Source organism: Pseudonocardia benzenivorans CB1190 (assembly GCF_000196675.2).
GTDB classification, from domain to species: domain Bacteria; phylum Actinomycetota; class Actinomycetes; order Mycobacteriales; family Pseudonocardiaceae; genus Pseudonocardia; species Pseudonocardia benzenivorans.
The window spans coordinates 4,549,568-4,563,838 of record NC_015312.1 but is presented as its reverse complement, the minus strand read 5'-3'; the positions used below and the strand labels follow the sequence as shown (position 1 = coordinate 4,563,838).

At 74.3% G+C, this 14,271-nt stretch carries 15 protein-coding genes; 2 read left to right on the top strand and 13 right to left on the bottom strand.

Going from position 1 to position 14,271, the window contains the following annotated elements; translation table 11 throughout:
- Nucleotides 1-114: 114 nt before the first annotated feature.
- Nucleotides 115-1,059: a ParA family protein gene (locus PSED_RS21305; RefSeq protein ID WP_013676314.1), complete on the bottom strand. Its 945-nt coding sequence runs from the start codon at nt 1,057-1,059 to the stop codon at nt 115-117.
- Nucleotides 1,060-1,109: 50 nt separating this feature from the next.
- Nucleotides 1,110-2,288 carry a hypothetical protein gene (locus PSED_RS21300; protein WP_013676313.1) on the bottom strand — a complete coding sequence of 393 codons (1,179 nt, stop codon included), beginning with the start codon at nt 2,286-2,288 and terminating at the stop codon, nt 1,110-1,112.
- 354 nt (nt 2,289-2,642) lie between these two features.
- Between PSED_RS21300 and PSED_RS21295 the strand changes: the two genes are divergently transcribed.
- Complete coding sequence (locus PSED_RS21295; protein WP_013676312.1) at nt 2,643-3,989, top strand: serine/threonine-protein kinase; 1,347 nt, start codon at nt 2,643-2,645, stop codon at nt 3,987-3,989.
- A gap of 46 nt (nt 3,990-4,035) precedes the next feature.
- Here PSED_RS21295 and PSED_RS21290 read toward each other — a convergent pair whose 3' ends face one another.
- Together PSED_RS21290 and PSED_RS21285 are read right to left on the bottom strand one after the other, a co-directional pair.
- Nucleotides 4,036-4,176, bottom strand: coding sequence for a hypothetical protein (locus tag PSED_RS21290; protein WP_158511336.1), 141 nt, complete (start codon nt 4,174-4,176; stop codon nt 4,036-4,038).
- On the bottom strand, nt 4,173-4,661 hold the full coding sequence (locus PSED_RS21285) for a hypothetical protein (RefSeq protein WP_013676311.1): 489 nt from the start codon (nt 4,659-4,661) through the stop codon (nt 4,173-4,175). The genes PSED_RS21290 and PSED_RS21285 overlap by 4 nt, the downstream gene beginning before the upstream one ends.
- Nucleotides 4,662-4,911: 250 nt before the next feature.
- Here PSED_RS21285 and PSED_RS21280 point away from each other — a divergent pair, with 250 nt between their 5' ends.
- Entirely contained in the window at nt 4,912-6,159 is a 1,248-nt protein-coding gene (locus PSED_RS21280) for a PP2C family protein-serine/threonine phosphatase (RefSeq protein ID WP_013676310.1), read from the top strand.
- A 62-nt stretch (nt 6,160-6,221) separates the two neighbouring features.
- Here PSED_RS21280 and PSED_RS21275 read toward each other — a convergent pair whose 3' ends face one another.
- The 9 genes from PSED_RS21275 to PSED_RS21235 form a co-directional block, all read right to left on the bottom strand.
- Nucleotides 6,222-7,022: an SDR family NAD(P)-dependent oxidoreductase gene (locus tag PSED_RS21275; protein WP_049803468.1), complete on the bottom strand. Its 801-nt coding sequence runs from the start codon at nt 7,020-7,022 to the stop codon at nt 6,222-6,224.
- A gap of 223 nt (nt 7,023-7,245) precedes the next feature.
- On the bottom strand, nt 7,246-8,097 hold the full coding sequence (locus tag PSED_RS21270) for a lipase family protein (protein ID WP_013676308.1): 852 nt from the start codon (nt 8,095-8,097) through the stop codon (nt 7,246-7,248).
- 76 nt (nt 8,098-8,173) lie between these two features.
- On the bottom strand, nt 8,174-8,656 hold the full coding sequence (locus PSED_RS21265) for a hypothetical protein (RefSeq protein ID WP_013676307.1): 483 nt from the start codon (nt 8,654-8,656) through the stop codon (nt 8,174-8,176).
- A complete protein-coding gene (locus tag PSED_RS21260; RefSeq protein WP_013676306.1) occupies nt 8,653-11,106 on the bottom strand; it encodes a molybdopterin oxidoreductase family protein in 2,454 nt (817 codons plus the stop codon). Before PSED_RS21260 ends, PSED_RS21265 begins: the two co-directional genes overlap by 4 nt.
- Nucleotides 11,107-11,166: 60 nt before the next feature.
- The gene (locus tag PSED_RS21255; protein WP_013676305.1) at nt 11,167-11,646 is read right to left on the bottom strand and encodes a DUF421 domain-containing protein; all 480 of its coding nucleotides are present in this window, start codon (nt 11,644-11,646) and stop codon (nt 11,167-11,169) included.
- A gap of 45 nt (nt 11,647-11,691) precedes the next feature.
- A complete protein-coding gene (locus PSED_RS21250) occupies nt 11,692-12,147 on the bottom strand; it encodes a hypothetical protein (protein WP_199796689.1) in 456 nt (151 codons plus the stop codon).
- A 205-nt stretch (nt 12,148-12,352) separates the two neighbouring features.
- Nucleotides 12,353-12,499 carry a hypothetical protein gene (locus PSED_RS21245; protein ID WP_199796688.1) on the bottom strand — a complete coding sequence of 49 codons (147 nt, stop codon included), beginning with the start codon at nt 12,497-12,499 and terminating at the stop codon, nt 12,353-12,355.
- 130 nt (nt 12,500-12,629) lie between these two features.
- Nucleotides 12,630-13,673 carry an LLM class flavin-dependent oxidoreductase gene (locus tag PSED_RS21240; RefSeq protein ID WP_013676303.1) on the bottom strand — a complete coding sequence of 348 codons (1,044 nt, stop codon included), beginning with the start codon at nt 13,671-13,673 and terminating at the stop codon, nt 12,630-12,632.
- Entirely contained in the window at nt 13,673-14,179 is a 507-nt protein-coding gene (locus PSED_RS21235) for an SRPBCC family protein (protein WP_013676302.1), read from the bottom strand. Before PSED_RS21235 ends, PSED_RS21240 begins: the two co-directional genes overlap by 1 nt.
- Nucleotides 14,180-14,271: the final 92 nt, after the last annotated feature.

Below are 14,271 nucleotides of genomic sequence, written 5' to 3'. Positions count from 1 at the left end.
AGTGGTCGTCGGACGCCGTGCCGGTCGGGCGTGGCGGCCGGGCCCGGGTCCGGGACGCCGCGGCCGGTCCGAACGCCGAGGCCAAGCCGTCTCCCGTCGTCGTGTCGCGTCGGGTCACCGGTGCTCCTTCCCACGTCCGGCCGGCTCGGGTGGTTCGGCCTCCTCCGCCGCCTGCAGCGCGGTCAGGATCTCCACGCCGAGCGCGCGGTAGTCGCCGGCGACGTTCGCCGCGGTCGCGGCGACACGCGGCGTCCGGGTGCCGGCGCGCAACGACTCCCACCACACCGGCTGGTGCGCGACCTCGATCTCCAGCTCGTGGGCCAGTTTGCCGAGCCTGCGGGCGTCCTGGGCGGTGCGTTCGGCGTGCCGGATGGTCGTGCGGAACCGCGGCGAGTCGTCGCCGAACGCCCGGTCGATCGCCGCGTTGGCCTCCGCGTGGATGGCCCGGGAGCGGCTGCCCGTGCCGAACAGGACGACACCGAGCAGCCCGAGCTGTGGGTTGATCTCGCGAGCCAGCACGAACCGCTCGGCGACCAGCCCGATCCCGACGAGGCCCCCGACGTCGGTCTTCGTCGGCATCAGGACCCACCGAGCCGCCGCGAGGGCGAGATCGGAGAGGATCGTCGACTCGGGAGGGCAGTCGATGAAGACGATCTCGTAGTCCCCGGCCACTGGCGCGAGGACGTCGCCGAGCACGGTGAACGCCTCCCGCCCGTGGTGCTGGAGCCGCGAGACCATCACCGGGGTGAGGTCCTCGAGTCGCGCACCGCCGCAGACGACGTCGAGCTGCGGCCGGACGTCGCGCAACGGCCGCACCGGAGTCCCCCCGATCACCGCCGCCAGCAGCCCGGCGCCCTGGTCGTCGTCGGGGGAGTCGCGGTAGCCGAGGTCGTCGGAGAGGTTCGCCTGGCGGTTGAGGTCCACGAGCAGGCAGCGGTAGCCCGCCGCGGCGAACTGGCCCCCCAGGTTCGCGGCGAGCGAGGTCTTGCCGACCCCGCCCTTGTCGTTGACGACGGCGACGACCCGCGACAGCGCCGCCCCACGGTCGCGCCCGTCCATCTCCGCCTCCCTGCGCGCGGCCGCGTCCGGCCGCCTGGCCCGCCCGTGCCTCATCGCTGCGCGCGGCCCCGCCGCCCGGTGCCGCGCGCCGCGCGCGCCCGCGTGCCCTGCTCGTCGACGCCGGTCTCCGGCGGGCCCGCCTCGCGGGTGGCCTTCCGGCGTGGTGGCGGCGTGCGGGCGCCGGCGTCGGCGTCACCCGACGCGCGGGTGCGTTCGGCGGCCGCCTTGCGACCTCCCGGATCGTGACGTCCCGCGTCCCGGCGTCCCGCCTCCCGGGTTCCTGCGTCGCGCTGTCCCGCGTCGCCCGACCGCTCGCGGCGGGAGCCGGCGTGCCCCGCCCGGCCGGAATCGTCGCGGCGCGATGAGGACCGGTCCGACCGCCGTGGCTCCGTGTCCTCCTCAGGCGCGCGCCGGCGTGCTCCCGTCGCGCGGCGAGGGCGGCGTTCGGTCGCCACCTCGGTGCCTCCGCCGGACGTACGTCGTCGGGGTCGGAGGAGCCCCTCGAGGCGGGTGCCCGCGGGCTGATGCTCGCCCTCGTCGGTCTCCTGGTCCGGGTCGTCGACCGTCTGCCCGCCGGGGTCGGTCTCCTCGTCGGAGTCGGTCAGCCCGACGTCCTCGTCCTCGTCCTCGTCAGAGTCTTCGTCGGAGTCTTCGTCGTCCGAGTCCTCCTCGTCGGAGTCCTCCGCGTCCGCCACGTCCGCGGTCTCGTCGTCGGGCTCGTCGATCTCGTCCTCGGTGTCGTCGTCCTCGGTGTGGTCGTCCTCGGTCCCGTCGAACTCGTCGTCGTCCGGGGAGGAGGCGTCCTCGGTGTCGTCGTCCGTCTCGGTCCCGACAGAGCCGGTGTCGTCGGCGTCGTCGACAGGCTCCTCGTCCTCGTCCCAATCCTCGGCGGCCTCGTCGTCCTCGTCGTCGGCGGCCTCGTCGTCGGCCGCCTCGTCGTCCTCGTCGGCCGCGTCCGAGTCCGGGCCGCCCGAGCCGGTGATCCCGGAACCGGACTCGTCGGTCTCGGCGTCGTCGGAGGCGTCGTCGGAGTCCCGGTCGGTCGCGGCCGTCTCGCCGGTCCGGGAGTCGTCGGAGGGTGCGGTGACGTCGGCGCGCCCGGACGTCTCCGCGGACTGCTCCTCGTCGGCGGCGGTGTCCTCGACGCGGATCTGCACGTCGACCCTGCGCGTCCCGATCATGAAGTAGCCGCTGAAGTTCGCCAGCTCGGCCGGTGATCGCTCGTTCATGATCCGCTCCTCCGTCGACGGTCGCGCTCGCGCCCTGCTTTCCCCACCGTCGGCGGCCCAAGCGGTCGGGAGCGCCGCGAGACCCGCCGGACCGAGAGGTTGCGCTGGTCGGCGGGACGGGGACACCCGGACGCGCACCCCGGCCTGCGCCGGTCGGACCTCGGGTGGCGACCGGGAGCGACATCGACTCGTCCCGCCGGGCACTGCGTGTGACGACAACGGGCCCACGATCGTGTTTCCGACTGTCGTGGGCGGGCAATGTCATCGACGGACGGCGCTGCTCCCCGGCGCCTGCCACCCACCGACGGCGGGCGCGCACGCGGCCCGCCCCGACCGCGAACGGAACCCGACGCGATGACCGCCACGGTCCACGGAACCGATCTCGGAGACCAACCCGCGTGGGGCCCGGAGCTGCCGGGACGGTATCGACTCGGCGGACTGGTCGGCGTCGGCGGGACGGCAAGCGTCTACCGGGCGACGGACGTCTCCACCGGCACCGAGGTCGCCGTCAAGGTGCTGCATGCGACGTCGGACCCGACCGTCGCCGCCCGGTTCGCGGGCGAGGTGAGGCTGCTGCGCGGTCTGCACCATCCCGGACTCGCCCGGATCGTCGACGCCGGTCTCGCCGGCCCGCACCCCTTCCTGGTCACGCGGTTCGTCGACGGCGAGACCCTGCAGACCACGATCCGCCGCGGGCCGATGGACGTGAGCGAGGTGACCGCCCTCGGGGCACGGCTGGCCTCGACGTTGGCCCACGTCCACGCGCACGGGGTCGTCCATCGCGACGTCAAACCCGCCAACATCCTTCTCGACGGCACCGGACGCCCGTTCCTCACCGACTTCGGGGTCTCCCGGCTCGTCGAGGCGACCCAGCTGACCGAGACGGGCGCCACCGTCGGGACACCCGCCTACATGGCTCCGGAGCAGGTGCGCGGCAGCCGCGTCGGTCCGGCGGCCGACGTCTACGCGCTGGGTCTGGTCCTGCTCGAGGCGCTCACCGGGCGACGGGAGTACCCGGGCGGGCTGGTCGAGTCGGCCGTCGCCCGGCTCCACCGGAGCCCACGGGTGCCGGCCGAGCTTCCCACCGGCCTCGCCGCGCTGCTGCGCCGGATGACCGCCGACGACCCGGACCGTCGCCCGGACGCCGGCACCGTCGCGACCCGGCTCGCCGGCCGGGACGCCGCGGCGGCGGCCCGGGGTCGTCGTGTGGCGCGCGTGCTCGCGGCGGCGGTGGCGCTGGGCGTCGTCGGACTGGGTGTCAGCCGGGTGCCGGACCTGGTAGGGGCCGACGCCGTCGTCGCCGACACCCCGGCCGTGCTGGATGCGCCCGCGAAGGCGGGCCCGGATCCGTCCACGGACGGCGGGTCCCGCGTGGTCGTGGCCGAGCGGACCCGGGCCTCGTCGGCGGGTCGCGCCGGTCCCGCGGCCGCGGCCGGCACCGAGCCGCCCGCGACGCCGGCGGCCGGGACCACGCCGGACGCGGGCACGACCGGGACACTCGACGACGATGCTGCTGACGATGCGGCGCGCGACGCCGCAGCCCGCGACTCCGCGGCGAACGACAGGCCCCGCGACGCCGCAGCCGGCGACAGTGTCCGCGACGCCGACGCGGGAGCTGCGACGACGCCGACCACGGCGGCGAAGTCGAACAACGGCAAGGCCAAGGGACACGACAAGGGGCGCGGCAACGGCCGCTCGTGACGCCCGACGAAGCCCGGGCCGCCCGCACACGACGGGGGCCCGGGCTTCACCGTTCACGAGGACGAGCGGGTGTCCTCCCTGTCGGACAGCCGAGGACTCCGACCAGCAGGAACACCACCCCCATCAGCCCGGCGGCGGTGCGGACCGGTCGGCCGGTGGCGGTCTCGGCGGATCGGGCTGTGCTCATCGTGATGGCTCCGTCGTCGAGGTGGACCGTGTGGTCGCGGACGGGTCGTCGGGCCGGTTGAGGCGGGTGACGAGCAACCCGGGGGTCGTGACGGTGACGGTCAGGCCGGGGTGGTGCAGCAGGCCGAACGGCTCGAACCCGCGGACCGGCCGGCGGAACCGGATGCAGACACCGCCACGGGTGTCGCTGCCGAACGTCAGACCGAGGTCGGCGAGCGAGAGGCGCGGGCCGAGAACCGTGACGGCGTTCAGCGGACCGGTCGGTTCGGCCGAGAAGACGTTGACCAGCGGCGTGCGGACCCGCCACGGCCCGAAGCGGACGTCGAGCAGGTCGTGCGTGACGGCGACCCACGCCGTCGCCGGTCGGACGCCGAGCGCGGCCAGCATTGGGCGGGCCACGGCGGCGAACGAGAAGTCGTACCGCGTCTCCGGCGTCAGGATCGGCGAGTGCAGCCGGCCGGACAGCGCGATCACGATCCGCGCCACGCGCGCGGCGCTGCTGCGCTCATGGGTTGCTCCTCGTTCCGGGTGGGGGGTGGTCGGGCTGCGGGAACGGCGGCGGCCTGCTGCTCGACCGCGCGGAGGTCGGCCCTGCCGACGACGTCGTCTGCCCGGTCGCACGCGGTCGAAACCGGTTTCACTGCGAAGAATCGGACACGACGCCCCCCGGCCGCGGCACCCGCGCGGCCGACCACAACAAGCCGCGGGGAGCACCGGCGCGTAATACCGTGCGGCCATGCACCTCGACGGGGCGTGGGCCCGGGCGTGGGCGGGCGCCCTCGCGCACCTGATCGACTCGGCGCACCTGGCGACGGGTGCCGACCTCTCGCGGACGGTCGACCGCTCGGTGGGCCCCCTCGGTCTGTCCGCCGAGGTGCTGATGGTGGACCTGGCCCAGCAGGTCCTCATGCCCGTCCGGCAGGAGCCGGTCGTGGGGGTGGACGTCGAGGGGACCCTCGCCGGGAGGGCCTACCAGTACGGCGAGATCGTCCGGGACGACGACCGCGGCGCGCCGCAGCTGTGGGTCCCGGTCCTCGACGGGACCGAACGGGTGGGGGTGCTGCGGATCGGGCTGCCCGGCCGCCGGCCGTCCGGGTTCCCCGACGACGACACCCTCGCCGACGAGCTCTGGACCCTCGCGGGGCTCGTCGGCCACATCGTGATGTCCAAGCTCGTCCACAGTGACCGGCTCCGGCGCCTGCGCAGCAACGGCCTGCTCTCGCCGGGATCGGAGCTGCTCTGGCAGCTCGTCCCGCCACGCACGTTCGCGACCGACCGCGTCGTGGTCTCGGCGATCCTCGAGCCCCACGACACGGTGGTCGGCGACGCCTACGACTACAGCGTCGACGGGGACGTGGTCACCCTCGCCGTGTTCGACTCGTCGGGACACGACATCCGGGCCGGGGTGACGAGCGCCTTGGCGTTGACCGCGGTCCGCAACGCTCGGCTGTCGGGGCGGCACGACCTCGTGGAGGTCGCGGCCCACGCCGACGCGGTCATCGCCGACCAGCCACGCCCGATGCAGTTCTCCACCGCGGTGCTCGCCCGCCTCGACACCGCCGGCGGAGCGTTGGACTACCTGCTGGCCGGTCATCCGCCACCGCTGCTCGTCCGGGACGGGCGCGTGGTGAAGGAACTGACGGCGGTACCCCGCCCGCCCCTGGGGGTGACCGGTCCGGACGTCGGCCCGGCGCACACCGCGCGTGAGCAGCTGGAGCCGGGGGACCGGTTGCTGCTGTACACCGACGGCGTCACCGAGGCACGCGACGGCAACGGCGAGTTCTTCGGGGAACGACGGCTCGTCGAGCTCACCGAGCAGGCCGCCGCCGCCGACCTGTCCGCGCCGGAGACCCTGCGCCGGTTGCGGACCGCGGTGATGCGCCACCAGGAGGGGCGGCTCCAGGACGACGCGACGCTCCTCCTCGTCGACTGGGCCTCGGACCGGCACCTGCGGATGTTCCCGGCCGGCCGACCGTCGCGCTGACCCGTGGCGTCGGGCGCGCGAGGGGTCCGAGGAGACGCCGTGCCCGTGAGCGGCGATGGCCGTCATGGCGACCGTCGCCACTCACGACGCGGTGCGGGTCGCGGGCACGAGGGGCGCGGGTCCGGCGCGCGCTCAGCCGTGGCGACGGCGGGCCCTCGCCCCGACGGCGACCGCGAGCCCGACGGCCAGCGCGGCCGCCGTCCCGGCCGCGCGCCGGCGCCGTTCCCGTCGGTGCCCGTCCCGGCCGCCGTGCACCTGCCGCGGGCGGTCGGGAGGTGCATAGAGCGCGCCCGCGCTCGCGGGGGCCGACTCGTCGGAGCTCTGCACGTAGTGCCGGACCTCCGTGGCGAACAGCCGCTCGGCGCTCTCGGGCCACACCTTGTGCTGCACCAGCAGCAGTCGCGCGAGCAGCCGCCGGCGACGACCCCGCGCCGCGGCACCCGCAGCTGGTCGACGACGATCCGGGCGACGCGCTCGGGGGTGTAGGTCGGCGGGGACAGCCGCAACCGGGTGCCGGTGCAGTTGCCCGCGTCCCGCCAGATCGGGGTGTCGATCGCGGCGGGCAGCACCGTCGCGACCCGGACCCCCGACGCGCCGGAGGTCCGCAACTCCTGGCGCAGCGAGACGCCCAGCGCCCGCACACCGAACTTCGCCATCGAGTAGGCCGCGCCGTACGGGAGCGCGATGACGCCGAGGACCGACGACACGTTGACGATCACCCCGTGGCCGCGCTCGAGCATGTGCGGCAGTACCGCGCGGCAGCCGTGGACGTAGCCCATGAGGTCGACGTCGAGGACGCGCCGGACGTCGGCGAGCGGCACGTCGAGGAACGCGCCGAACTGGACGTGGACCGGCACCGTCACTCGCGGGCGGAGCACCTCGACGAGATCGGCCCCTGGCGTGCGTCCATCGTGAGCAGCAGGCCGGCGATCCGCGTGCCGCCGAGGTGCGCGACGGCACGTCGGGTCGACGAGGTCCCCCATGACCGGTGGCAGGGCCCGCTGCGCTGGTCCGGGCCCGTGGCGGCCGGGCACGGCGGTCACGCGCAGCACCGTCGCCCCTCCCGGCTCGACCGCCCGGCCGACGTCAGGCCGAACCGGCCGCGGCGAGGTCGGGGACGGGCCCGCGCTGCCGCGGGACCCTGGTCTCGTGGCGTGCCTGCGGCCGGAGCCCGGCTCCGCGGTGTCGTTGCGACGCGCCGGCCAGTGCCTCGGCGACGGCGGCCAAGGGACCTGGGCCGTCGAGCAGGTCCAGGTGCCCGCCCTCCACCGTCACGTTCCGGGCGGCGGCGTCGACCGATGCGCGCCACGGGACCACCCGGTCGCCATGGCTGTGGATCGAGGTGAACGGAACCGGCACCGCGGCGCGGACCGTCCGCCGGAACTCGGCACAGCACGATCCGTACAGGCACTCGAACCGCGCGACGTCCGGCACCCCGAGCGTGCCGGCCGTGCTCATGAACGTCCCGAGGACCAGCCCGACCAGCCCCAGACGGCGCAGGTCGAACGGGGTGCCCAGGGTGACCAGCGACCGCGCGGGCGCCCCGGCGGCGACGGCGGCGCGGGCGAACAGGCCGCCCCGGCTGTGCGCGACCAGGTGCACGCCGGCACCCCGGTCGACGCGCGTGATCGTGTCGAGGAGCGCGTCGGTGCTGCGGGCGCCGCAGGCCGTCCCGATGCCCGCGGTGTGGGGTGTGACGTCGTACCCGAGCGAGCCGAGCCAGTCGCAGAGCGGCGTCAGCCCGGCGGCGACGGTGCCCACCCCGCCGACGACGACCACCGGGCCGTGGCCCCGCCAGCGCCGGGCGACGTCGTCGGCGGGCGTGGCCGTACCCCGCCACAGGGTCCGCACCCCCGCGATGCGGCCGAGGACGGTGGCGAGCGCCGTGAGGCCCTCGGTCACGGGATGGGTGCCGAGTGCCGCGGTCGTCGTGGTCATTGGTCGCCTCCGTCGGTTCCGGCAGTCATGTGCCCGGACGGTCGGGCGACAAACAGTCATCGGCGCCACAGCCCCGTCACGACGCGATGACCTGCGGCGACACCACTACGAGCTGCGATCGCGCCCAGGTGGCGGTCTGGTGCGCGTGGGGCGAGCAGGCGCCGGCGAGCTCGACGAGTGCGGCCCGCCGCATCGCCTGCGCGGCCTGGGCGAGCAGCGTCCAGTCGAGCGCGACCCCGGCCGCCTTGCGGTGCAGCCGACGCAGGTCGGCGAGCAGCAGCAGCCCCGTCTCGGGACGGTGGCGCACCGACCGTGCGGCGCGCGCGGCCACGGCGCCGCGCAGGGGCGCGGGACGCGGCCACGACCGCAGCGCCACACCGGTGTCGGCAGCGGTCTCGCCCAGCCGCTGCAGGTCGGCGGCGGCCCAGCCGGCGAGGTCGTGCGCGGTGTGGACGATCTCGTGCTCGTCGGGATGGCGGTCGGGCAGCGCCTGCAGCTCGTGCAGCAACGAGGTCTGGGACCGGCCGAGCTCGCGCAGCACCAGGGCGATCTTGCTCATCGCACTCCCTCGCTCCCGGCCGTCGGCGCCGCGGTCCCGCTCTGGTCGGGAACCCTCTGCAGCGCCGCGGCGGCGATCTTGAACAGTGGTTGCTTCGAGACGGGGTCCCAGTCGGTCGGCACCGTCTCGTTGGCCGCGCGTCCCGGCTCGCCGTCGCCGGGCCGGTCACCGGCGGGGGTGTCCCAGTAGCCGTAGTGGAACGGCACGAAGAGCACCCCGTCGCGGGTCTCGGTGATCCGGACGCGAGCCCTTACCGCACCCTGCGCGGTCCGGACGTCGGCGAGGTCGCCGTCGCCGAGCCCGCAGCGGCGGGCGTCCGTGGCCGAGCACTCGATCCACGGTTCGGGCGCCGCGTCGCGCAGCTCGGGGGTCCGGCCCGTCTTGGTGCGGGTGTGGAAGTGGTGGATCGTACGACCGGTGACCAGCGCGAACGGGTACTCGTCGTCGGGGGCCGTGCGCGGCGGGAGGAACTCGGCCGCCTTCAGCACGGCCTTGGCATCGGGGTTGAGCGCCCGGTACTCGGTCTCCTCCAGCGGCGCGCCGGTCACGAGGTCGCGCCCGTAGCTCTCGCACTCGTCCGGCGCGCTCCAGAACCGGCCGTCGGCGTACAGGCGCTCGGTGCCGTCGGGGTGCGCGTCGTTGCACGGCCATTGCACGCCCGACGCACGCGCGCGCAGCGTCGCGTGCGAGAGGCCGGTGTAGTCGCACGGGCGTCCCGCCGTCGACGCGGCCCACGCGTCGAACGCCGACTCCGCGTCGTGCCAGGCGGGGAACGGCCGTCCGTCCGCGTCCCGGAAGTCCATGCGACGTGCGAAGTCGAGCAGGATGTCGAGGTCGGCGCGGGCATCGCCCGGCGGGTCGACGGCCTTGTCCGACAGGTGCACCGTGCGGTCGGCGTTGGTGAAGCACCCGGTCTTCTCCGCCCAGGTGGCGGCCGGCAGCACGACGTCGGCGAGCCGGGCCGTCTCCGACGGGAAGATGTCCTGCACGACGAGGAACAGCCGCTCCTGCCCGAGGATCCGCCGGATGCGGGCGAGGTCGGGCATCGAGACGGCCGGGTTGGTCGCGCTGACCCACAGCATGCGGATCGTGCCCTGCTCGACGTAGCGGAACATCTGCATCGCGTGCGTCGGCGGGGCCATGTGCGGGATCTGCAGGGGATCGAGGTTCCAGTGCCGCGCGAGCTCGGCCACGTGGGCGTCGTTGTTCCAGTTGCGGAACCCGGCCATGTCGCCGTCGGCGCCGCACTCACGGGTGTTCTCCGCGGTGGGCTGGCCGTTCATCTGCAGGATCCCGCACCCGGGCCGGCCGAGCATGCCGCGCACCAGGTTGAGGTTGTTGACCTGTACGGCGGCGGCCGTCGCCTGGTGGGACTGGTAGAAGCCCTGCAGCACCGTCGACAACAGCCGTTCGGCCGAGCCCAGCAGCCGGGCCGCGGCGCGGATCTCCTCGGCGTCCAGCCCGCAGATGTCCGCGACCCGGCCGGGCGGGTACTCGGCGACGCCGGCGGCCAGCTCGTCGAAACCCACGGTATGGGCGTCGACGTACCCGTGGTCGATCCGGTCGTCGGCGATGACCTGGTGCAGCAGTCCGTTCATCAGCGCGAGGTTCGTCCCGGGCAGCGGGGCCAGGTGCACGCCACCGCTCTCGACGGCCGCGCGGGCGACCGCGGTGCGGCGCGGGTCGACGCACAGCAGCCGCGGGGGAGTGGGGCCGGCGAGCCGGTCGAGGATGCGCATCCACAGCACGGGCTGGGTCTCGGCGGCGTTGTGCCCGAACAGGGCGATCACGTCGGCGTGGTCGACGTCGCCGTAGCTGCCGGGTTGGCCGTCGCACGCGAAGGTCTCCTTCAGCGCCGCGGCCGCGGTCGCGGTGCACAGCCGGGTGTTGCCGTCGACGTGGTTGGTGCCGATCGCGCCGTGCGCGATCGCGGCGAGGGAGTAGTACTCCTCGGCGAACAGCTGCCCGGAGGTGTAGAAGCCGATCGCGCTCGGGCCCTGTTCGCGCAGCAGGGTCCTCGTCCGGTCGACGACCCGACCCATCGCGGTGTTCCAGTCGGTCTCGACGAGCCGGTCGCCGTCGCGCACGAGGGGTCGGGTGAGCCGGTCGGCCGAGGCGTTGGCCTGCCAGGCGTAGAGGTCTTTCGGGCCGAGCCGCCCGCGGTTGACCCGGTCGTCGGCGCGGCCGCGCACGCCGACGACACGCCCGTCGCACACGGCGATGTCCATCGCGTCGCCGTTGGAGTGCAACAGCGACGCCGTCGGCACCCACCGCTCGACGTCCTCCTCCCGGACGCCGTCGGCGAGGTGGACGTCGACCCGGGCGGGCCACGTCTCGCCCGCGGCGTAGGGGCACCGCGCACCCCACGGGTCGGCGATCGCGTCCCGATCGCGCGGTGTCGACGACGGGGACGACGGCGGGGACGACGGTCGGGGCGACGGCTCGGACATGCCGGGGGACTTCCCCGAACGACGGTGTTCACGCGTTCACCGGGCGCAGGGACACGCCGGTCACCCGACGGACGGGCGCTCCGCGGACCCGCTGCTCCCGGCCGTGGACGTGAAGAAGGAGATCTTGCCGTCGGCCTCGAGCACGGCGAGGTCGATCTCGGCGAAGTGCTGGATGCCCTTCTCCCTGGCGGCGGCCATGAGGTCGTTGGCGGGCAGGCGCTCCCGCGCCATCACGTCGAGCAGCGGATCGCCGTCGCGCACGATCACGACCGGCACGCCGTGGGTCAGCGGACGCGCCTGCCGCCAGCGGGTGTTGACCCACGAGACGCCGATCGTCAGCAGCGCGAACGTGCTCACCGCCAGGATGCCGGACGTGACGGAGTAGTCCTGCTGCGTGATGGCCTGTTGGACGAGGTCGCCCATGGTGACGTACAGCAGCAGCTGGAACGTGCTGAGTTCCCCGAGGGTGGAGCGCCCGGCGACCCGGGTGACCAGCCAGAGGAAGCCGAAGATGATCGCGGCCCTTACGACGATCTCCATCAGGTCACCGGTCCTTCGGCGGTGTGTTCGGTCCGCATCGCGGGCTCAGGGCAGCAGGAAGGTCGAGAACGACACCGTCGCCGCAGGCGCCCCCGCGTCGACGACGGACACCTCGCCGGACTCGCCGAGCTGGCTCGACGGCTGGATGTAGGCGTCGAAGTCGACGCTCAACGTCTCGCCGGGCGGCGGGTCGAACGTCCAGTAGAGGTTCGTGTCGTCGGCGGTCTCGGTGGCGGGCTCGGGATCGAGGCCCTGGCTCTCGAAGATGTCGAAGTAGTCGCTCGTCACGGCCAGGGTCACCGGGCCGGGGAAGCCGCCCGCCCGGCGCACGGTGACCGTCCAGGGCACGTCGAGTCCCGCCCGGGCGACCCAGGCGTAGGTCACCGAGACCGTCCAGGGTCCGCTCGACGCCGTGCGCGTCGTGCTGCGCACCCCCAGCAGCCCCGCCAGTCCGGCCAGCACGATCACCAGCAGGATCGCGACGACCGCCGTCCGGGCCACTGCGCTCCGCGGGCCGGCGGCGTCGCGGACGTCGGAGAGAGTCGATCCGCTGCCGGAGGCCGACCTTCGGCCCGCGCGGGAGACGGTCACGGCGCCGGCACCCCCACGGCTCCTCCTCCCACCGGGCCGCCGTCGGCGGCGACGGTCGATCGCTACCCACCGGCACGGCGGGCAAACATCCCGCCCGGACCCGGGGCAGCGCCGCTCAGCCGTCGCGCCGGCCGTCGTCGCGCAGGTGCGAACCGGCCATGGGCCCCATCTGCAGCATCCCGCCGTCGACGACCCACGACCGACGACCCACGACGCGCCCGTCACGTGGCAGGCGGCGGGCCGAGGCGGGGGAAGCGATCACGTCGGCGAGCGCGCGCGCGTGACCGGACCGGCCGCCGGTACTCCCGGACGGGCGGTGCCGGTGGGGTCCCGACGGTGCACGCGACGCTCGTCCGACCGGCGCGGACGGCGCCCCGCGGTCGTGACTGGCGTCAGCCGATCTCGTGCGCGAGCTCGATGGCCCTGGCGAGGTTCGTCAGCTTCGCGTCGACGGTCTCGCCGGCCGGGTAGAACCGGACGGTCGTCACGCCGCGGTCGCGCCACAGCGCCAGCCGGTCGCGGATCATGTCCTCGGTGCCGATCAGCGTCGTCGCGAAGATCATGTCGTCGGAGACGAGCGCGGTGGCCTCGGTGTGCCGGCCCGCCTGCCACAGGGCGCGGACCTCGGCCGCGACGTCGGCCCAGCCCTGGCGGCTGTAGGCGCTGTTGTAGAAGTTCGTGGTGGCCGAGCCCATGCCGCCGAGGCTGAACGCGAGGTCCTTCTTGCGCGTCGCCGCGACTGCCGCGAGCTCTCGTTCGTCGTCGACGAAGTTCACCTCGGCGCCCTGGCAGAGGTCGAGGTCGGCGAGCCTGCGGCCGGCCCGGTCGGCGCCCGCACGCAAGGGTTCCAGGTAGGCGTCGGCACCCTCGGGGACGAAGCTGCTGCCCAGCCAGCCGTCGGCGATCTCGCCGACGAGCTCGAGCATCTTCGGCATCAGGGCCGCGACGTAGATCGGGATCCCCGGGTTCGCCGGCAGCGAGGACCGCATCGGTACCCCGTCGCCGCCCGGCAACGGGATCGACACCGCCGACCCGTGGTACTCGATCTTGTCGCCGGCGAAGACCTGCCGGACGACGTCCACGGTCTCGCGCATGCGCCGCAGCGGGCGGTCGAACGCGACGCCGTGCATCCCCTCGATGACCTGCGGGCCGGAGTTCCCGAGACCCAGCACGAACCGGCCGCCGGACAGCTCCGAGAGCGTCATCGCGGTCGTCGCGATCGCGGTGGGTGTGCGGGTGCCGAGCTGCAGCGTGCCGCTGCCGAGCAGCATCCGGTCGGTCCTGCCCGCCAGGTAGCCGAGGGGGGAGGGGGCGTCGGAACCCCAGGCCTCGGAGATCCAGCACATGTCCATGCCGAGCTTCTCGGCCTCGACCGCGAGGGTGAGGTTGTCCTGCCACGATCCGACGAGGGCCTCGATGGTCGTCGACGTCCGCATCAGGCCGCCGCCTTCTCGGCGAGTGCCTTGATCGCCTCGAGGTTCGACTCGATGCCGCTGCGGAACTCCTGCATCCGGTTGGCCACGATCTTCGCCTCTTTGTGGGGCAGGCGGTCGATGGCGAAGCTGAGCCCGGAGCGGCCCGGACCCAACCGGCCCCACTGGTGCAGCGTCGTCGTCGGGCCCGCGCGGTCGAGGACGAAACCCCAGGTCGACGACGGCCGCTCGTCCTGTCCGGCGTCGACGTCCCACGTGAACGCCTTCTCCGGCTCCCACTCGACGACCGTGGACGTCGACTCCCACTCGCCGAGCGCGGCGTGGAAGCTGCGGGCGCGGAACCGGTGCCCGACGGCGGGCGCGTCGACGCCGTCGAGCCAGGTGATCTCGAGCAGCTCGGCGCTGAGCTTCACCATGAGCTGGACGTCGCCGACGAGGGCCCACACGTCGGCGGGTGAGGCGTTGATCTCGACGCTCGCCCGGGCGACGGGCAGATCGGCATACAACATCGGTGCCGCTCCTTCGGTTCTTCGCGGACGGGCTCTAGTAAGTTCTTTCATAGAACGTACAACGGCAGCGAATTGCCCACAAGAACGGGAAG